This is a genomic window from Rhodoblastus sphagnicola, assembly GCF_002937075.1.
GTDB classification, from domain to species: Bacteria; Pseudomonadota; Alphaproteobacteria; order Rhizobiales; family Beijerinckiaceae; genus Rhodoblastus; species Rhodoblastus sphagnicola.
Map to the genome: position 1 here is coordinate 1 of NZ_NHSJ01000092.1, position 16,726 is coordinate 16,726.

The 16,726-nt window shown below is 63.3% G+C and carries 22 protein-coding genes; 11 read left to right on the forward strand and 11 right to left on the reverse strand.

The features are described 5' to 3' along the window. Positions 1 to 201 precede the first annotated feature (201 nt). On the reverse strand, positions 202 to 2,757 hold the full coding sequence (locus CCR94_RS15185) for a TonB-dependent receptor (protein ID WP_158254776.1): 2,556 nt from the start codon (positions 2,755 to 2,757) through the stop codon (positions 202 to 204). Between the two features lie 146 nt (positions 2,758 to 2,903). Between CCR94_RS15185 and CCR94_RS15190 the strand changes: the two genes are divergently transcribed. The 8 genes from CCR94_RS15190 to CCR94_RS15225 all read left to right on the forward strand — a co-directional run bounded on the left by CCR94_RS15190 (position 2,904) and on the right by CCR94_RS15225 (position 8,632). Continuing rightward, positions 2,904 to 3,179: a hypothetical protein gene (locus CCR94_RS15190; protein ID WP_104508701.1), complete on the forward strand. Its 276-nt coding sequence runs from the start codon at positions 2,904 to 2,906 to the stop codon at positions 3,177 to 3,179. Positions 3,180 to 3,418: 239 nt separating this feature from the next. Next, complete coding sequence (locus CCR94_RS15195) at positions 3,419 to 4,507, forward strand: sulfate ABC transporter substrate-binding protein (RefSeq protein WP_104508702.1); 1,089 nt, start codon at positions 3,419 to 3,421, stop codon at positions 4,505 to 4,507. Positions 4,508 to 4,559: 52 nt separating this feature from the next. Further along, positions 4,560 to 5,462, forward strand: coding sequence for an ABC transporter permease (locus tag CCR94_RS15200; protein ID WP_170068953.1), 903 nt, complete (start codon positions 4,560 to 4,562; stop codon positions 5,460 to 5,462). 18 nt (positions 5,463 to 5,480) lie between these two features. Then, positions 5,481 to 6,512 carry a sulfate ABC transporter permease gene (locus tag CCR94_RS15205; RefSeq protein ID WP_104508704.1) on the forward strand — a complete coding sequence of 344 codons (1,032 nt, stop codon included), beginning with the start codon at positions 5,481 to 5,483 and terminating at the stop codon, positions 6,510 to 6,512. Further along, on the forward strand, positions 6,509 to 7,528 hold the full coding sequence (locus CCR94_RS15210) for a sulfate/molybdate ABC transporter ATP-binding protein (RefSeq protein ID WP_104508705.1): 1,020 nt from the start codon (positions 6,509 to 6,511) through the stop codon (positions 7,526 to 7,528). Before CCR94_RS15205 ends, CCR94_RS15210 begins: the two co-directional genes overlap by 4 nt. A gap of 10 nt (positions 7,529 to 7,538) precedes the next feature. Next, complete coding sequence (locus tag CCR94_RS15215; RefSeq protein ID WP_104508706.1) at positions 7,539 to 7,970, forward strand: YeeE/YedE family protein; 432 nt, start codon at positions 7,539 to 7,541, stop codon at positions 7,968 to 7,970. 4 nt (positions 7,971 to 7,974) lie between these two features. Continuing rightward, positions 7,975 to 8,397 carry a DUF6691 family protein gene (locus CCR94_RS15220; RefSeq protein ID WP_104508707.1) on the forward strand — a complete coding sequence of 141 codons (423 nt, stop codon included), beginning with the start codon at positions 7,975 to 7,977 and terminating at the stop codon, positions 8,395 to 8,397. A gap of 4 nt (positions 8,398 to 8,401) precedes the next feature. Continuing rightward, positions 8,402 to 8,632 carry a hypothetical protein gene (locus tag CCR94_RS15225; protein ID WP_146090019.1) on the forward strand — a complete coding sequence of 77 codons (231 nt, stop codon included), beginning with the start codon at positions 8,402 to 8,404 and terminating at the stop codon, positions 8,630 to 8,632. A gap of 332 nt (positions 8,633 to 8,964) precedes the next feature. Here CCR94_RS15225 and CCR94_RS15230 read toward each other — a convergent pair whose 3' ends face one another. The 8 genes from CCR94_RS15230 to CCR94_RS15265 form a co-directional block, all read right to left on the reverse strand. Then, positions 8,965 to 9,495, reverse strand: coding sequence for a phosphate-starvation-inducible PsiE family protein (locus CCR94_RS15230; RefSeq protein ID WP_104508709.1), 531 nt, complete (start codon positions 9,493 to 9,495; stop codon positions 8,965 to 8,967). A 98-nt stretch (positions 9,496 to 9,593) separates the two neighbouring features. Continuing rightward, positions 9,594 to 11,228 carry a chaperonin GroEL gene (gene groL / locus CCR94_RS15235; RefSeq protein WP_104508710.1) on the reverse strand — a complete coding sequence of 545 codons (1,635 nt, stop codon included), beginning with the start codon at positions 11,226 to 11,228 and terminating at the stop codon, positions 9,594 to 9,596. Positions 11,229 to 11,279: 51 nt separating this feature from the next. Continuing rightward, positions 11,280 to 11,567, reverse strand: coding sequence for a co-chaperone GroES (locus CCR94_RS15240; protein WP_104508711.1), 288 nt, complete (start codon positions 11,565 to 11,567; stop codon positions 11,280 to 11,282). Between the two features lie 58 nt (positions 11,568 to 11,625). Continuing rightward, on the reverse strand, positions 11,626 to 11,811 hold the full coding sequence (locus CCR94_RS15245; protein WP_104508712.1) for a hypothetical protein: 186 nt from the start codon (positions 11,809 to 11,811) through the stop codon (positions 11,626 to 11,628). Positions 11,812 to 11,852: 41 nt separating this feature from the next. Beyond that, the gene (locus tag CCR94_RS15250; RefSeq protein ID WP_104508713.1) at positions 11,853 to 12,152 is read right to left on the reverse strand and encodes a GlsB/YeaQ/YmgE family stress response membrane protein; all 300 of its coding nucleotides are present in this window, start codon (positions 12,150 to 12,152) and stop codon (positions 11,853 to 11,855) included. A gap of 130 nt (positions 12,153 to 12,282) precedes the next feature. After that, positions 12,283 to 12,639 carry a hypothetical protein gene (locus CCR94_RS15255; RefSeq protein ID WP_146090020.1) on the reverse strand — a complete coding sequence of 119 codons (357 nt, stop codon included), beginning with the start codon at positions 12,637 to 12,639 and terminating at the stop codon, positions 12,283 to 12,285. 53 nt (positions 12,640 to 12,692) lie between these two features. Then, a complete protein-coding gene (locus CCR94_RS15260) occupies positions 12,693 to 13,133 on the reverse strand; it encodes a Spy/CpxP family protein refolding chaperone (RefSeq protein WP_104508715.1) in 441 nt (146 codons plus the stop codon). 236 nt (positions 13,134 to 13,369) lie between these two features. Further along, positions 13,370 to 13,621, reverse strand: a complete 252-nt coding sequence (locus tag CCR94_RS15265) for a hypothetical protein (RefSeq protein ID WP_104508716.1) — start codon at positions 13,619 to 13,621, stop codon at positions 13,370 to 13,372. A 321-nt stretch (positions 13,622 to 13,942) separates the two neighbouring features. On the opposite strand from CCR94_RS15265, the gene CCR94_RS15270 reads away from it, so the two are divergent. The 3 genes from CCR94_RS15270 (at position 13,943) to CCR94_RS15280 (ending at position 15,639) form a co-directional block, all read left to right on the forward strand. Then, complete coding sequence (locus CCR94_RS15270; RefSeq protein ID WP_206605842.1) at positions 13,943 to 14,473, forward strand: hypothetical protein; 531 nt, start codon at positions 13,943 to 13,945, stop codon at positions 14,471 to 14,473. Then, entirely contained in the window at positions 14,470 to 14,865 is a 396-nt protein-coding gene (locus CCR94_RS15275) for a hypothetical protein (protein WP_104508717.1), read from the forward strand. The genes CCR94_RS15270 and CCR94_RS15275 overlap by 4 nt, the downstream gene beginning before the upstream one ends. A gap of 234 nt (positions 14,866 to 15,099) precedes the next feature. Beyond that, positions 15,100 to 15,639 carry a DUF992 domain-containing protein gene (locus CCR94_RS15280; protein ID WP_104508718.1) on the forward strand — a complete coding sequence of 180 codons (540 nt, stop codon included), beginning with the start codon at positions 15,100 to 15,102 and terminating at the stop codon, positions 15,637 to 15,639. 69 nt (positions 15,640 to 15,708) lie between these two features. Here the strand turns inward: CCR94_RS15280 and CCR94_RS15285 are convergent, their stop codons facing one another. Together CCR94_RS15285 and CCR94_RS15290 are read right to left on the reverse strand one after the other, a co-directional pair. Continuing rightward, the gene (locus CCR94_RS15285) at positions 15,709 to 16,101 is read right to left on the reverse strand and encodes a hypothetical protein (protein WP_104508719.1); all 393 of its coding nucleotides are present in this window, start codon (positions 16,099 to 16,101) and stop codon (positions 15,709 to 15,711) included. 84 nt (positions 16,102 to 16,185) lie between these two features. Next, a complete protein-coding gene (locus tag CCR94_RS15290) occupies positions 16,186 to 16,632 on the reverse strand; it encodes a response regulator (RefSeq protein WP_104508720.1) in 447 nt (148 codons plus the stop codon). Positions 16,633 to 16,726 lie beyond the last annotated feature (94 nt).

The following is a 16,726-nucleotide window of genomic DNA, read 5'->3' on the forward strand; positions in this document are numbered from 1 at the left end:
TGCTCGGTGACCGGCGGCCCTTCGACATGTTTGGCGTTCACGGGAGGCTCCTGAAGTTAGTAAAATTATGGAGTATGTCGATTATAAAGGTCAAGTGCTTACCGATGCGCGACGCAAGCACCGGCGCTCGACGCAAAGGGGGGATCCGAAAAAAAACGGCGCCGGAGAATCCGGCGCCGGCGCAGGCGCGCAGGAGGGAGATCAGAACTTGGTGCGGAGAGTCACGCCGACGGTCAGCGGATCATTCCAATAGAGCGTGCCCAATCCCAGATTGGTCGAGAGCTGCATGCTCTGGACGGCCCTGCGGTTGAACAGGTTCTTCGCCCAGATCCCGATGTCGTATTTTTCGTCCGAAGTCTTGAAGCCGATGCCAGCGTTGAAGGTCGAATAAGACGGCTGTTTCAGCACATAGCCGGTGTTGCCGGCGCCCAGCGAGAATTGCGTCGTGCTCTTGAAGAACTGGTTGCCGTAGACATAACCCTTCCAGTTCTCGCCGATGAACGAGCCGGCGATATATTCATAGCTGCCGCCCAGCGAGAAAGTGAAGGGCGAGACATTCGGGATGCGCCCGCCGGACAGATTGATGGTGGTCGGATGAACAGTCGAACTCTGATAATCGGCGGGCAGCGCGGAGTTCGGGAATTTGACATACCAGGCTCCATTGTAGGCGCCCGCCCAGGTGATCCAGAAGTCGTCGATCGGCGAATAACGGCCATCGGTCTCGAAGCCGGCCAGCCGCACGTGCGGGACATTGCCGAGAAGAGTGTTCGGGGTGTACACCGTCTGGCCGTTGGTGGTGTAAGCGAAATAATTCACCAATTTGGCCTGGAAATCGTAGATTTCGTTATCATAGACATTGGCGTTGACCAGGAGTCTGTTGTCGAGCCAGCTCGACTTGAAGCCGAGTTCGAAGTCATAGGCGACCTCAGGCTTGGTGATGGCGTCCTGTAAGCCGATGCGGTTTGGCAGCTGGTTTTTCGCCCACGCGGCGGGCGTATTGCCCGAGTAGACCGGAACGGCGTCGGTATTGGCGGCCCCGGACTTCACGCCGCGGGCGACGTTGAGATAGGTGCTGAAGTTCTCGGTGACCTTGTAGGAGGGGTTGATCAGGAACGAGATCGAATCCGTCTTCTGTTCGCCGTTGATGTTGAAATTGGTCCCGCCAGTATTCGCGATCACATAATCGGTGCGCACGTTCTGCAAATTGGCGGGAAGCGTGGCCCCGCCTTCATAATAGCCGGTGTCGGAGGCGGTGCGGTCTTCCCAGGAATTGCGCACGCCGAGGGTCAGCGTCGCCTTCTCGTCGTAATGGTATGTGGCTTGCGCGAACTGGGCGAAGGTGGTGACGGCGGTGCGGCCGAAGCGATAGGCTGACACGCCATCGAGAATGCCTGAATTGTAGATCCCGACATTGGTGTTGTTGGCGGTCGTCATGGTGACGGCGTCGGGGCCTAACCCCGTTATGTTTCTGGAATTGACAAGCTCGCGCAGGAAGTAGAGGCCGCCGGTCCACTCGAATTTTTCGCCGGTCGGCGAGGCGATGCGCAACTCCTGGGAATATTGGTTGACATTGACGTCGTACCCGACGCTGAGGTCGGAATATTGTTTGATGCCGAAGTTGCCGATCCAATTGTGCGGCTGGAAGTCAAACCTTCTCCACGCGGAAACGGACGTCAGGGTGTAATCGCCCAAATGCCAATTCAGTTCGTTGGAAACGCCATCGGTGCGCGTTCTGAGACTGCCGATCCCTGTGTAGGGCGTCGCCCACGGGTCGGCGCCAATGCGTGACGCATATTGCGGGAACAGAGCGGAGAGCGCCGCCTGAGGCGTGGAATAGACGGCGGCTCCGGCGGCGGTGACCACGCCGATCTTGCGCGCCGTTCCGTCGAAATTCCGGTTCCAGCCGTCGTCGAAGGTTCCCGTTCCGTTGTTGTTTTCGTTGCTGGCGTCGTGTTCGAAGATCACGCGATCGGTGATGTCGCCGAAGGTCCCAAGCAATTGCCCACGACCGCCCCAGCGGTCGATGTTTTGTCCCTCCGGGTCCCCTGAAGGCGCGTAGAGGTTCTTGACGAAGCCGTCCTGTCGCGCGCCGAAACCCGAAATGCGATAGGCGAGCGTATCGGGAATGAGCGTTCCGGTATTGGAGAATTTTTCCTCGACCAGCCCTCGGGTGCCGACGGTGGTTTCCGTGGTGGTCTGCGGCTCGAAACTCGGCTCCTTCGTGTTGATGATGACCGCGCCGATGGTGGTGTTCTTGCCGAGCAGCGTGCCCTGCGGTCCGCGCGCCACCTGCACCGAATCGATGTCGTAAGTGGTCAGCCAGGAAAAGCCGATGTGGGTGTAGAACACATTGTCGACGATCACGCCGACGCCGCCCTCGGAACCGTCCGTGCCGCCGGCGATGCCGGTAATGCCGCGCATGCCGTTGGCGCCGGTGCGCGGATTGGCGACGGCCGGCGTGAAGCTCGGCACTTTCTGAACGATATCCTTCCAGCCTTCGACATGCTCCTTTTCAACAGTTCTCGCGCCGACAGCGGAAATCGGCAGCGGCACGTCCTGCGCTTTTTCGGCGCGGTCGCGGGCGGTGATGGTCACTTCCTCCACCTGACCCGACGCCGGCGCGGCGGGCGCCGAAGCGGGCGCGGCGTCCTGCGCGCGCGCCGCGTTGGCGCCCAGGGAAGAAAGGACGACGGCGCCGCCGAGCAGGGCGACGGGGCGGACGCTGGAGAGAAAAGCGCGGCGGAGGGAAGGAGACATGTCTATTACCTGCATCAGACTGGGGAGGAGCGGGTCATTTGTTATGGTTATATATCCGGTCGGTAAAGTATGATTTTACCCCGTCATGGGAGTCAATCGCCGTCGGCCCAGAAAGAAGGTTAATTGTTGCTTAATGGAAACGTCTGTTGCAAAAAAAACACAAAACCCAAGCCAAGCTGTCCGGCGCGGCGAGGGCCGTTTTCCAGATCCTTGCGATTATATTTCAGCGTTTGTGGGGCTCACGCCGGTTCTATTTCGTCAAAAGCCCTGAAGTCGTCGCGATGATTTCGCCGCAACGAAATTTCCTTCTTTCCCGGTCTCCGCCTGGCGCCTCGACGGTCAAAGATCACGACGAGGGGCGCGTCAACGCGGCCCCTTTTGGTCGGAAATCGTTTAAAACGACCAACAAAATGGTGTTATAACGCTGCCGGCGCTGTCCCTCCGCCTTTCCCGCCTCACAAGGCGGGCGGATGACCACGAGTCGATCGAAAGCCATAGGGCTGGAGAGGGCGGGGCGAGGCGGGGCGAGGTGCCGTGGCGCACAGCCCAACGGAAAGCGATCCGCCATTTTAATAGTTGACTAGATTTATGTACAAAATATAATTCCATCAACAAAACAAATTTCTCCACCCCGCAACGCCCCGCAACGCAAGGAAACATCATGTCCTCTCGCTTAAAAACCCGGCTCGCAGGCGTCGCCCTGGGCCTGATCGCCCTGGCCGGCGCGGCCGCCGCCGCCGAAGTGCGCTTGCTCAACGTGTCCTACGATCCGACCCGCGAGCTCTACGCCGTCATCGGCCAGAATTTCGCCGCCAAATGGAAGGCGCAAACCGGCGACAAGGTCACCGTGGAGCTGTCGAACGGCGGTTCGGGCAAGCAGGCGCGCTCGGTGATCGACGGCCTCAACGCCGATGTGGTCACGCTGGCGCTCGGCTGGGATGTCACGGCGATTGAAAAGGCCGGGCTGATCAATTCCGGCTGGCAGAACAAATTCCCCAACCACGCCTCGCCCTATACCTCGACCATCGCCTTCCTGGTGCGCAAGGGCAATCCGAAGGGCATCAAGGATTGGAGCGACCTGCTGCGCCCCGGCGTGGAGGTGATCACCGCCAATCCGAAAACCTCGGGCGGCGCGCGCTGGTCGTTCCTGTCGTTGTGGGGCGCCTTCGCCAAGGCCAGGACCCACGATTTCACCACCGCCGCCGGTCAGGCGGAAGCCAAGGCCGCCGCCGATGCGGCGAAGGACTTCCCGATCTACAATGACGCGGAAGCGCGCGGAAAAGTTTCGGAAATCTTCAACAAGCACGTGCCCGTGCTCGACGCCGGCGCGCGCGGCTCGACCGTGACTTTCGCGCAAAAGCAGATCGGCGACGTGCTGCTCAACTGGGAAAACGAACTTTGGCTGGCCAAGGACGAATTCGGCGCGGACAAGTTCGATATCGTCTATCCCTCGACCTCGATTCTCACCGAGCCGCCGGTCGCGGTGGTGGACAAGGTTGTCGACCAGCGCGGCACGCGAAAAGTCGCGGAAGCCTACCTGTCCTATCTCTACACGCCGGAGGCGCAGGACGTGATCGGCCAGCTGCACTATCGCCCGCGCGACGTCGCGGCCCTGAACAAATACAGCGCCGAACTGCCGAAAATCCCCTTCTTCACCATAGATGAGACCTATGGTGGCTGGGCCAAGGCGCAGGCCACCTTCTTCGCCGACGGCGGCATCTTCGACCAGTTCTACAAGCCGGCCAACTGAGCTTTTTGGACGCGCGACTCCTCGCGCGTCCTTCGCTTGCCTTGAGTGTTTCATGTCCAGAACGCATCGCGTCATCCCCGGCTTGCCGCTGACGCTCGGCTACACCTTGTTCTATCTTTCGGCGCTGGTTCTGCTGCCTCTGGCCGCGCTCGCGCTGAAGGCCGGGCAGATGAGCGCGCCGGAATTTTTCCGCGTCATCACCGATCCCGTCGTCACCGCTTCGCTGCGCCTGACCTTCTTCGCTTCCACGCTGGCGGCGCTGATCAACGCCGTGTTCGGCCTGATCGTGGCGTGGTCTCTGGTGCGCTACGATTTTCCATTGCGCCGGCTGTTCGACGCGGTGATCGACTTTCCCTTCGCCTTGCCGACGGCGGTCGCCGGCCTCACCTTCGCCAATCTGTTCTTGAAGGACGGCTGGCTCGGCGGCTTCGGTCCGCGTCTGGTCGAGGGCGTCAATGCGCTCGCCGGGCTGACCGGAGCCGGGCCGCTGTTGCCCTCCGGCGCGCTGGATTGGCTGACCTTTCCCTATACCGGCCAGACCGGGGGCATTGTCATCGTCCTGGTCTTCGTCGGCCTGCCGTTCGTGGTGCGCACGGTGCAGCCGGTGCTGCTGGAATGGGACCCGGAATATGAGATCGCCGCGCGCAGCCTCGGCGCCAAACCGGCCACCATTTTCGCCCGCGTGATCTTCCCCGAGATCGCGCCGGCCTGGGTGTCCGGCGTGGCGCTCGCCTTCGCCCGCGCGGTCGGCGAATATGGCTCGGTGATCTTCATCGCCGCGAACATTCCGGGACGATCGCAGATCGCGCCGTTGCAGATCGTCACGCGGCTCGACGACTTCCAATATGCCCAGGCCTCGGCCATCGGCGTGGTCCTGCTGGCGATCTCGCTGCTGATCCTGCTGGTGATCAACGGCCTCGAATCCTTCTCCCGCCGCCATGAGCGGACGGCCTGACCCTGGAGTGAAACCCGCATGGCCGGAGCGCCCATCGCCGCCAAAACCGCCCTCGGACCGATCAAGCCTGCGCCGCCGCCGCACCCGGTCGCGCGCACCGTGCTGGTGACGCTGGCGGTGAGCTTTCTCACCATTTTCATCCTCGTGCCCCTGGTCAATGTGTTCGTGCAGGCTTTCGCCAAGGGGCTTGACGGCTATCTCGCCGTGTTCTGGCCGCCACAGCCGGCGCCGGAGCAGGTCTTGAGCGTCGTCCAGCAACGCAAGCTGGCCGAAGCCGCGGTGCAGGCGGGCCGCACCTGGCACGCCATCGGCCTGACCCTGTCGGTCGCGGCCATCGTGGTGCCGCTGAACATTTGTTTCGGCCTCGCCGCCGCCTGGGCGACGACCAAATTCAACTTTCGCGGCCGGGCGCTGCTGATCTCGCTGATCGACCTGCCGTTCTCGGTCTCGCCCGTGGTGGCCGGCCTCGTCTTCGTGCTGCTGCTCGGCCGCAACGGCATTTTCGGCGACTGGGCGACGCATCTCACTTGGATCGATCCGTTCTCTTTGCGCTGGGTCGGGTTCGAGGCGGGTTTTCCGCTCGCCTTCGAGCGCGACTATTCCGGCGTGATCTTCACCCCGCTGGCCATTGTGCTGGCGAGCGTCTTCGTCACCTTCCCCTTTGTCGCGCGCTCGCTGACGCCGCTGATGGAATCGCAGGGGACCGACGAGGAGCTGGCGGCGCTGTCGCTCGGCGCCTCGGGCTGGCGCACCTTCTTCAAGATCACCGTGCCCAATGTGAAATGGGCGCTGCTCTATGGCGTCATCCTGTGCACGGCGCGCGCCTTCGGCGAATTCGGCGCGGTTTCCGTCGTCTCCGGCCATGTCGATGTCAACGACACCATGCCGCTGCGCATTGAAAAACTCTGGAACGAATACAACAATCAGGCGGCCTTCACCGTCGCCTCCGTGCTGGCGCTGCTCGCCGTGTTCACGCTGGTCGCGAAAGCCGCGATCGAGTGGAAAGCGGCGCGTGACCTCCCGCAAAACCAAGGGCATTCCAGCCAATGACCATCGAAATTCGCAACATTTCCAAGAGCTATGGCGACAACAAGATTCTCCAGAATATCGACCTGAAGATCGAGTCCGGCGAACTGGTGGCGCTGCTCGGACCGTCGGGCTCGGGCAAGACCACGCTTTTGCGCGTCATCGCGGGCATCGAGCAGGCGGATGAGGGCTCCGGTCCGGTGCTGTTCGATGATGTGGACGTCTCCGACGTCGATTTGGGGAAACGCCGGATCGGCTTCGTGTTCCAGCATTACGCCCTGTTCAAGCATATGAACGTGTTCGAGAACATCGCCTTCGGCCTGCGCGCCAAGCCGCGCCGCGAGCGGCCGGGCGAGGCGCAAATCCGCGAAAAGGTGCAGACCCTGCTCGACCTGATCCAGCTTGGCAACATGGCTCAGCGCTACCCCTCGCAGCTTTCCGGCGGCCAGCGCCAGCGCGTGGCGCTCGCCCGCGCGTTGGCGGTCGAGCCGCGCGTGCTGCTGCTCGACGAGCCGTTCGGCGCGCTCGACGCCACCGTGCGGCGCGAGTTGCGCCGCTGGCTGCGCCGCCTGCATGACACCATCCACGTCACCACCATTTTCGTCACCCACGACCAGGAGGAGGCTCTGGAAGTGTCCGACCGCGTCGCGGTGATGAACGCCGGGCGCATCGAGCAATACGCGCCGCCACAGGAGGTGTATGAAAAACCAGCCAGCCCGTTCGTGTTCAAGTTCCTGGGCAATTACAACCTGTTCCACGGGCGCGGGCAGAGCGGCGACGGCGCGGCGCTGGTGCGCCCGCACGACATCGTCATCCATCGCGACCGCGATTCGGCGGGGCCGGACGCGCGGCTCGGCCTGGTCTCCCATATCGGCTTCGGCGGTCCGGTGGTGAAGGTGGAGCTTGAGACCGAGGACAAGACCCATGTCGATGTGGAGGTGACGACGCCGACCTTCAACGACCTCGCCTTGAAACGCGGCGAAACAGTCTGGTTCGCGCTGCGGACGCAGCAGGAATATGAGTACGATTTCGTCATATGAGAGTCAGGCCATGCGGATCGACTGGATTCATTTCACCCCTGTTTCCGCTTTGGCGGGCGGTGTGCTGATCGGGCTCGCCGCAGCGCTGCTGCTGCTGCGCGAGGGGCGCATTCTCGGCGCGTCCGGCATTTTCGCCGGCCTGGCGGAGCCAAAGGGCGGCGATCTCGACTGGCGGCTCGCCTTTTGCGCCGGGCTGGTGATCGCCCCGGCGCTCGCCGTCCTGCTTGGCGCGGCGTCGGCGCCGGTGATCGCCGCCTCGCCCAATGCGCTGCTGGCGGGCGGGCTCCTGGTCGGGTTGGGGACGCGGTTCGCCAATGGCTGCACCAGCGGGCACGGCATTTGCGGCTTGGCGCGGCTGTCGCCGCGCTCCCTCGTCGCGACGCTTGTCTTCATGGCGGCGGGGTTCGCCACCACCTTCGTCTTCCGGCATTTGCTGGGGTGAGCCGATGAAAGTCTTTCCGTTCGCCTCGGGCCTGCTGTTCGGCCTCGGCCTCTGCCTCGCCGGCATGACCGACCCGCAAAAGGTTCTCGGTTTTCTCGACATCGCCGGCTCCTGGGATCCCTCGCTCGCGCTGGTGATGGGCGGCGCGCTGGTCGTCGCCTTCATCGCCTTTCGCCTCGCCGGGCGCGGGCCGTTCGCGCCGGCGCCGACGCGACTCAAGCGCATCGACGCGCGACTCGTCGGGGGGGCGGCTGTTTTTGGCGTCGGCTGGGGACTGGTCGGCCTCTGCCCCGGCCCGGCGCTCGCCGATCTCGGGTTCCTCGAACCGCGCGCGCTGCTGTTCGTGCTGGCGATGGCCTCGGGCGTCCGCGCCGCCGATTTCCTTCTCGCGCACGCGCGAAAGGGCGTCGCCCAACAGGATGGCTGAACCGATGGCCTTCGAAATCCTCGATCCGCTGCCGCCCTTCAAGACCCTGTCGCCGACGCGGCGGGTGTGCTGCGTGATCGCGGCCTTGGCGGCGGTGGCCTTTCTGATCTGGGCCTGCGCGACGGTGAAGGAGGCGCGGGAGACAATTCAGATGCCCGCGCCGTCGCGGACAACATCCTCGTTGGCCTTGGCCTGGGTCACGATGGCGTATTCCTGCATTGGATGGAGCGGGTAATCCTTGAGCGGACGGTCCAAAGCGCGGTCGCGGCCAGCAGGGAAGCCCCAGTCGCGTCACTTTGCCGGCATGGCCCCGGGCTGTCTGGCGGCCTCGCTCACGTTAGGCGACGCGGCGAAATAAATAAGTGAATCGTCGACATCTCAAGGAACGAACCCCTCATCCGTCGCGCTTACGCGCGACACCTTCTCCCGCAAGGGGAGAAGGGAAGTGCGTCGGCGAGTCCTGTCGCTCATCCTGCGCCGGAATTGAAGCGGTTGTTTCGCCGCGTCGCCCCAAGCAGGATTTCCGAAAATTGGCCACCGGTTTTCGGGAATATGCGCTAGCTCACGTCAGTGAATGCGCGTCTCGGCCGATCCGCCCGGCCGTTTGGCGCGGCGCAGGAGATAGATCGACCAGACCATCACGAAGATCAATCCAGCCAGAACACAAAGCTCGATCATGGTTGAATTGAACAGGTCATGCAATTCCGCCGTTGATTTTCCCGTATCCTGCACTTGCGAGGACTCCAGCGTGATCACGAGCACGCGCCGGATCGAGGCGATCAGTCCGACCACGAGAAACGGTTCGCACACCAGCGCGCCTTCGTTGAAGGAGACGCGCACGGTGTGCAGGATTTCGATGATCATCAGGACCAGCAGGATTCGGTCGATCGTAACGACGAGCCAGATCGGGGAGCCCACTTCCAGCACAGTTTTTGCGAGCGTGGAAACGGCGCCGACAATCCCCATGAGCGCAACGATCGAGAGCAGCAAGCCCAGGACCAAATAGGCGGAGACCTCGATGCGCATGAACGCCCGCTGGGAGACCCCGGCGATCCAATTCGTTTCCGCGTCTTGCTGATCGGATTTCACGCTTTCCATGATTGATTCCTTGTCTGCGTCGAGAAGAAATCATCATCCATAAGCGCGCGCGGCGCAACGCCGGTTCGGCTTTCGCCTCCACCGGCGCTCGCCTGCCGTCAGAAATCCATGCCCATGCCGCCGCCGGGCGGCAGCGCCGGGCCAGACTCCTTCTTCGGCGCTTCGGTGATCGTCGCTTCGGTGGTGACGATCAGGCCGGCGATCGAGGCGGCGTCCTGGATCGCGGTGCGGACGACCTTGGTCGGGTCGATGATGCCGAGCTTGACCATATCGCCATATTCGCCGGTCTGGGCGTTGTAGCCGAAAGCGTAGTCCTTGGCCTCGATCAGCTTGCCGACCACGACCGCGCCGTCGTCGCCGGCATTGTCGACGATCTGGCGCGCGGGCGCCTGGATCGCCTTGCGCACGATATCGACGCCGGTCTTCTGGTCCGCGTTCTGGACTACTATGTTCGCCAGCGCCGGTATGGCGCGCAAAAGCGCGACGCCGCCGCCCGGCGACACGCCCTCCTCGACCGCCGCGCGGGTGGCGTTGAGGGCGTCGTCAACCCGGTCCTTCTTTTCCTTGACCTCAGTTTCGCTGGCGCCGCCGATGCGAATGATCGCGACGCCGCCGGCCAGTTTCGCAAGGCGCTCCTGAAGCTTTTCGCGGTCGTAGTCCGAGGTGGTCTCCTCGACCTGCGCCTTGATCTGGGCGATGCGGGCCTCGATGTCCGCCTTGGGGCCGGCGCCATCGACGATGGTCGTGCTGTCCTTGTCGATGCGGACCTTCTTGGCGCTGCCGAGCATCGCCAAGGTCACGTTTTCGAGCTTGATGCCGATGTCCTCGGAAATGACCTGTCCACTGGTGAGGATGGCGATGTCCTCAAGCATGGCCTTGCGCCGGTCGCCGAAGCCCGGCGCCTTGACGGCCGCGATCTTCAGGCCGCCGCGCAGCTTGTTGACGACCAGCGTGGCCAAAACCTCGCCTTCGACATCCTCGGCGATGATCACCAGCGGTTTGCCGGTCTGGACCACCGCCTCCAGCACCGGCAGGATCGCCTGCAAGGACGACAGCTTCTTCTCGTGAATCAGAATGTAGGGATCGTCGAATTCGGCGACCATTTTTTCCGTATTGGTGACGAAATAGGGCGAGAGATAGCCCCGGTCGAACTGCATGCCCTCGACGACGTCGAGTTCGGTTTCGAGGCTTTTCGCCTCTTCGACCGTGATGACGCCTTCATTGCCGACCTTCTCCATCGCCTTCGCGATCATGTCGCCGATCGACCTGTCGCCATTGGCCGAAATCTGGCCGACCTGGGCGATCTCGTCATTGGACGTGACCTTCTTTGAATTGGCCTTGAGATCGACGACGATGGCCGCGACGGCAAGATCAATGCCGCGCTTCAAATCCATCGGATTGAGGCCGGCCGCGACCGCCTTGGCGCCTTCGCGCGCGATGGCCGCGGCGAGAACCGTGGCGGTCGTGGTGCCGTCGCCGGCGGCGTCATGCTGCTTGTTGGCGACTTCCTTGACGAGCTGGGCGCCGAGGTTTTCGAAACGGTCAGCCAGTTCGATTTCCTTGGCGACGGTGACGCCGTCCTTGGTGATGCGCGGCGCGCCATAGGACTTTTCGATCACGACATTGCGGCCTTTAGGGCCGAGCGTGACCTTCACCGCGTTGTTGAGCAGTTCGACGCCGCGCAGGATGCGGTCGCGCGCGTCGGTGGAGAAACGAATGTCTTTGCCGGCCATGGGAATTCAACTCCGAAAGTTCAGTAAGGGGCGGGTCCAGAACAGACCGCGTCAGCCGACGACGCCAAGCACGTCGCTTTCTTTCATGATCAGCAGATCCTGCCCGTCGATCTTGACCTCCGTGCCCGACCATTTGCCGAACAGGACGCGATCGCCCGCTTGCAGGTCGAGCGGAACCCGCGCGCCGCGCTCGTCGCGCGCGCCGGGGCCGACGGCGACGATTTCGCCTTCCTGCGGCTTTTCCTTGACGGTGTCGGGGATGATGATGCCGCCCTTGGACTTCTCTTCGCCTTCGAGGCGTCGAAGCACAACCCGGTCATGAAGGGGACGGAATGCCATTTGGGATTTCCTTGATTGGTGGTCGAACAGGGATGCTGAAATGGAGAACGCGCCGCCGTCAGCCGTGAGGCGGAACGCGGCTGTCCTTGAGCTGATATGGCGAGTCGCGATCGGCTTTCCCGGCGTCCTCCGCCTGGCTCGCCTTGCGCGCATTGTCTTCTCGCTCCATGACGAGAAGGTCGTGGACGATTTGCACGGTCGCGGGAAGGGGAACGCGTCGTCCGAAACGCATGAGCTGTTTCATGGGGAAAACTCCTGTCGAGATCGATTGAGGGGCGCGGCGCGCTACCAGCGCCTGCCGAAATGACCGCCGAACCGGCTGCGCCATCCGCCGCCGCCGCGAACCAATCGAATGAGGAAAAGCAGCAGCGCCGCGCCGATCGTGGCGTTGAGGATCGCGCCCAGCGTTCCCGTCCCAAGATGGACACCGAGTTGCGGCAGCAGCAATCCGCCGATGAAGGCGCCGGCGACGCCGATGACGAGATCGCCGATGAGGCCCAATCCCGTGCCTTCAACGATTTGGCCCGCCAGCCACCCGGCGATGACGCCGACGATGAGTAGAATCAGCAATCCCTCGCCCGACATGACCTTCGCTCCCTTGGCCGATTTTCAGCCGGCGGGACGTTTGCAGGTCTTGCGAAGGGGCGGGAGGTTCGGAATCTACTCACCCCGCATGGGTCGGCGTTTTCTTGCTCAGAACCCGGCCTGGTTCACCTCAACGATAACCGCCGCCGCGATAACCGCCGCCGCGATAACCGCCGCCGCGATAACCGCCGCCGCGATAACCGCCGCCGCCGTAATAGCCGCCGCCGCGGTAATAGCCGCCATCATAACCGTAGCCGCAATCGTTGAAATAGCAGCCGTTGTTCAGCGCGCCGCCGACAAGGCCGCCGATGATCGCCAGGGGAAAGGCTGCGCCGTTATTGCGATGGTGGCGCAATCTGACTTGAACGATCTGCCCATCGGAAGCCGAAAGCCGCAGGCTGGGTATGTTCGCGGGAGCGGCCGGCGCCGCCCCGGTCGCCAGGAGTGTCGCGACCGCCGCGATCGCGGCCATGCCAAGAGGTCTCATCCAAATCTCCTTGCGTTCGGTCGAACGCGTTGACGACTTCGACAAAGGGGGACTCAGCGACCGCCTCTTCGGGTCATGCCTTCGCGAAATTTGTCGAATTTGTTTTTCTGTTCGGCGTCGAGGCTGTTGTAGAAATCGATCAGCTTCGGATTTTCCGCTTTCACGGCGTCGAGCCGATCTTCGAGAAAGGCCTGATGAAAGGCGAGCCGCCCCTCAAAAGTGGTCACATCGGGTTTTTTGGCGCAGAGCCGCGCGGTCGCTGTCTCGACGGATTTTTTGCGCGCCTCCTGGAACGCCTTGTAGGACGCCTTCTGGGCGTCGCTCAGACGCAGATGTTCGGCGAACCGATCCGTGAACCGGGCTTCGCGCTCGGCCTGGTCGGGGCGCGGAGCGCAAACACGCTCGATTTCGCTTGTCCCCGCCCGCGCCGGAGCCAAGGCCGGCGTGAAGGCCGCGATCGCAAGGACAAGAGCCGCAATGCTCAACTTCCTCATCTTACTCTCCTGAATAAATCCGTTATTTGACCCGTAGAGATTAGGAGGTCAGGCAAATGCCGAGGCAGGTTCGGAATATACTCATTTCGTGGAACAGTCTTGTGCTTGCCAGCTTTGGCGTCTCGATGCGGATCTTCGCGCCGGCCCACGTTTTCCATGCGGCCGGCGCGAAACTTACGAACTCAAGACTTGTCGAGACCGCCCGACGATTCGCGGCGACGATCCACGCGAAATCCTCAGCCGTAATGGTGATGACGGTGATGGCGATGGTGACGGCCGCGATGGGGAATGCCCATGGCATTGGACACGCTCGGACCTTCGATCGCCCCGGCGACGCCGCCGGCGACCGCGCCGACAGGCCCCGCGACCGCGCCCCCGACCACCATGCCGGCGCCGGCGCCGCCAAGCCGTTCGCCCGTGGTGGAGCAGGCCGCAAGGCTCAGAGTCGCGAGACCGGCCAGCAGCAGTTTGCCAATAGATGTTTTCATTCTTGCAAGTCCTTATGCGTGCGTCGCCGCCGCCGCATAGTCTCGCGATCGCGGACGGGCGGCGCCCGCGCGGACCTGAGACGCCTCAAGCGGCGGGTTGACCTTTGCAGGGATGGCGCCGCCGTGGTTTGCGCGGCAGCGTCGGAAACTACTCAGGCTTCAGCCCGCGCCGAACGGCTTGAGTAGTTTCCGATGCTGTCCGCGCCGGTCGGCGAAGCCTACCGGTTGGATCATGGGCGGCGTTCAACCTCGCCACGCGCTGCGCTGTCGACCGCTCTGGCGCGCCGGGCGCCGCCTGTCGCAGCCTCGAAAGGGCGTCACATGCCGAGTTCGGAAACAATCGTCGCGGTCTTTTCGCAGCATCCAGCAGCGGAGAGCGCCGCCAAGACGCTTGCCGCCAACGGCTTCGACATCAAGAATCTCAGCCTGATCGGCAAGGGCCACCATACCGACGAGAAAGTCATCGGCTTCTACAACACCGGCGACCGCGTCAAATTGTGGGGCTCGCGCGGCGCCTTCTGGGGGCTGTTTTTCGGCGGGCTTTTCATCACCATTCCGGCCGTCGGCCCGGTCGCGGCGCTGGGCTATCTCGCCGCCGCGCTGTTCAGCATCGCCATCCCGCGCGACAGCGTGCTGCAATACGAAACCGATGTGAAAGCGGATGGCTTTCTGGTGATGGCGCGCGGAGCGCCTGAAGACATTGCGCGGGCGAAGGATCTTTTGCGCGCGATCAAGCCGTCGCGCCTCGACGCCCATCCGACCGCCACAGCCGCGCCGTCTGTCGCGCAGCTCGTCGCCGCCAACGCCCAGCGCGCTCGCGGTCTTGGAACCCAACTTGGATCACACCCATGAATATCTTCGAATTAAATGCGACCTTGCCCACGCGCTTCCGCGTTCTCGTGAACGGCTTCGCGGATGACGCCGAGTTCCCGACCCTGGACGAGGCGGTCAAGTCCATTCCCGACGGGGGCGTCGAGTATTCGAGCTTCGAAATTTACGATACGATCGAGCGAGAATATGTCTGGACGCGGCAAAGGCGAAAGTGCGGCTGGCCCGCGCTGTTTTCCATTCGGGTGAACGGGCGTCCCAACGGACAAGCCTTCGTCCGCCTGGATGAGGCGATCCAGGCGATCCAGGCGATTTCGGCGCGCCGGCCCAGCGCCGCCTGCGAGGTGTTCGAAGCCGGGACTCGGGTGTTCGCGCGGCGCTCTGCGCCGGTGCGGGAACTGGCGCAAGCCGGGTGAAAGCCCTACGCTTCATGAACCCGGCGAGCCCAGCGAAGCCCCTTCCAACCAGAGTGCGACACCAGTCAGCGCTTTCCCCGCTTCACTTGAGGCGGAGAAAGCTCTAGAATTCCCTGGAAACGCATATCCTTTTCGCAAAACCGGCGTCCACTTTCGCGAGATATGCGCCAGCCTCCCCTCCGTGGGCGCCCCCGTTTGAAGAACACCCCTCAACCTGTAAATGGAGATTTCGCCATGATCCCTGCTTTCAAACTCTGCGGCGTCGTTGTTCTCGCCGCGCTCCTTCCGGCGACCGCCCTCGCCGATGGCAGAGTTGGCGCTCTCGAATGTCATCTTTCCGGCAATGGGCCGAGCATACTGGTGGAAAATCAGTCCGTGGACTGCGTATTCGCCAGCGATCGCGGCGGCCGACCCGCGCATTACGTCGGCAAGCTCACCAAGATCGGCGCCAATGTCGGCGCGAACGCCAGCGGCGATCTTCTCTGGGGCGTGGTCGCGGCGACCAGCAAGATCGGACCCGGCGCTCTGGCCGGCGAATATGTCGGGCCTGAAGCTTCGGCGAAGGTCGGCCTCGGCGTCGGCGCGGCCGTGCTTGTCGGCGGATCGAATCAGACCGTCTCGCTCCAGCCGGTGAATGTCGAAGCCGGCGCCGGCCTTGGCTTCACGGCCGGCGTGGAGAGCCTGACCCTGGCTTATGTCGCGGATCAGCCGGCGCCGAAAATGCGCCATCGCCATCTCCTCCGCTCGCATCATCATCATTCACATCACGGCTGACCAGCCGGATGAAGCGGCGCTGGCGGGGGATATCCGCCGGCGCCCGAAGCTCCGCTTCGCGATGTGGCGTCAGCGCTTGGCCTTCGCCCAACTGGCGGCCAAGGCGTCGGATTCCTTGGTGAATTCGGCCTTGGCTTTGTCCCAGTCGGCGGCGCTGGCGGTTTCCAGTCTGGCCGCCGCCTCCCTGGTTTTCGCCCATGCCTTGTTCAAGTCGTCGGCCGCTTCCGTCCGCGCCTCCCGCGCGTCTGTCTTGGCTTTCTCGGCGTAGGCGTCGAGCTTGAGGCGCCAGTCGTTCAGTTCGGCTTTGGCCTTTTGCACGGCCGCGTCGCGATCCGCGACGGGCGCGGCGGCCTCCGCCGGCCTTGGCTGTGGGGCCGGCTCGGCCGACGCCGACACGACGCCAGCGAACGCCAGGGCCGCGACGATGACCAGGCGCGGGAGCGGGGTCATGGACGATTTCATTTTGATTTCCTTAAGCTTTGGACTCAACGGCGCCGTCCGTTTTCGTGAACGCCCGGCCTGATCCGCGCCAGGGATGGAAACGACTCACGAACGCGGCGTCACATGCGGCGTCACGGCGGAACGCCGCGGCATGAGATTTTGCGGACCTGTTTCGCGTCCGTCCCGCCTGCGGCTGGCGGGCGCGACGAGCGCCTTCTGCATGGCCAGGATGAGATCGACTTCAAAATAGGGCTTTTGCAGCACGGTCGCGTCGGGTCGCAGAGTGCGAATGCTGGTGGCGTCGCCGCTGACGAGAATGTGCGGCATCGGGCCGAAAGCCAGGATCGTCTCGATCGCGTCCAACCCGCTGCCTTCCCGCAAATTGGCGTCGATAATCATGATATCGGGCCTTTCCCGGGCGGCGGAGGCGACGGCGTCGCGCTCGCCAGCCTCGATGGCGCAAACCTCATGGCCGAAGCCTTCGATCACTTCGGCCAGCAGCTCGGCGATCAAGCTGTCGTCCTCCACGATCATCACCCGGAGTTTCTTCATGACATGGCTCCAGCGTGGGACCGGCGTTTCCACCGCATGCGACGTCGCATCGGCGCTTTCAATCCACCACCTTAAGCATCGAACCACAAACGGC

Bases quoted from the DNA above. Each gene is read 5' to 3' on its own strand.
- CCR94_RS15185 (WP_158254776.1), bottom strand. From the start codon at position 2,757: ATGTCTCCTTCCCTCCGCCGCGCTTTTCTCTCCAGCGTCCGCCCCGTC.
- CCR94_RS15195 (WP_104508702.1), top strand. From the start codon at position 3,419: ATGTCCTCTCGCTTAAAAACCCGGCTCGCAGGCGTCGCCCTGGGCCTG.
- CCR94_RS15200 (WP_170068953.1), top strand. From the start codon at position 4,560: ATGTCCAGAACGCATCGCGTCATCCCCGGCTTGCCGCTGACGCTCGGC.
- CCR94_RS15205 (WP_104508704.1), top strand. From the start codon at position 5,481: ATGGCCGGAGCGCCCATCGCCGCCAAAACCGCCCTCGGACCGATCAAG.
- CCR94_RS15210 (WP_104508705.1), top strand. From the start codon at position 6,509: ATGACCATCGAAATTCGCAACATTTCCAAGAGCTATGGCGACAACAAG.
- CCR94_RS15215 (WP_104508706.1), top strand. From the start codon at position 7,539: ATGCGGATCGACTGGATTCATTTCACCCCTGTTTCCGCTTTGGCGGGC.
- CCR94_RS15220 (WP_104508707.1), top strand. From the start codon at position 7,975: ATGAAAGTCTTTCCGTTCGCCTCGGGCCTGCTGTTCGGCCTCGGCCTC.
- CCR94_RS15225 (WP_146090019.1), top strand. From the start codon at position 8,402: ATGGCCTTCGAAATCCTCGATCCGCTGCCGCCCTTCAAGACCCTGTCG.
- CCR94_RS15230 (WP_104508709.1), bottom strand. From the start codon at position 9,495: ATGGAAAGCGTGAAATCCGATCAGCAAGACGCGGAAACGAATTGGATC.
- groL (WP_104508710.1), bottom strand. From the start codon at position 11,228: ATGGCCGGCAAAGACATTCGTTTCTCCACCGACGCGCGCGACCGCATC.
- CCR94_RS15240 (WP_104508711.1), bottom strand. From the start codon at position 11,567: ATGGCATTCCGTCCCCTTCATGACCGGGTTGTGCTTCGACGCCTCGAA.
- CCR94_RS15245 (WP_104508712.1), bottom strand. From the start codon at position 11,811: ATGAAACAGCTCATGCGTTTCGGACGACGCGTTCCCCTTCCCGCGACC.
- CCR94_RS15250 (WP_104508713.1), bottom strand. From the start codon at position 12,152: ATGTCGGGCGAGGGATTGCTGATTCTACTCATCGTCGGCGTCATCGCC.
- CCR94_RS15255 (WP_146090020.1), bottom strand. From the start codon at position 12,639: ATGAGACCTCTTGGCATGGCCGCGATCGCGGCGGTCGCGACACTCCTG.
- CCR94_RS15260 (WP_104508715.1), bottom strand. From the start codon at position 13,133: ATGAGGAAGTTGAGCATTGCGGCTCTTGTCCTTGCGATCGCGGCCTTC.
- CCR94_RS15265 (WP_104508716.1), bottom strand. From the start codon at position 13,621: ATGAAAACATCTATTGGCAAACTGCTGCTGGCCGGTCTCGCGACTCTG.
- CCR94_RS15270 (WP_206605842.1), top strand. From the start codon at position 13,943: ATGCCGAGTTCGGAAACAATCGTCGCGGTCTTTTCGCAGCATCCAGCA.
- CCR94_RS15275 (WP_104508717.1), top strand. From the start codon at position 14,470: ATGAATATCTTCGAATTAAATGCGACCTTGCCCACGCGCTTCCGCGTT.
- CCR94_RS15280 (WP_104508718.1), top strand. From the start codon at position 15,100: ATGATCCCTGCTTTCAAACTCTGCGGCGTCGTTGTTCTCGCCGCGCTC.
- CCR94_RS15285 (WP_104508719.1), bottom strand. From the start codon at position 16,101: ATGAAATCGTCCATGACCCCGCTCCCGCGCCTGGTCATCGTCGCGGCC.
- CCR94_RS15290 (WP_104508720.1), bottom strand. From the start codon at position 16,632: ATGAAGAAACTCCGGGTGATGATCGTGGAGGACGACAGCTTGATCGCC.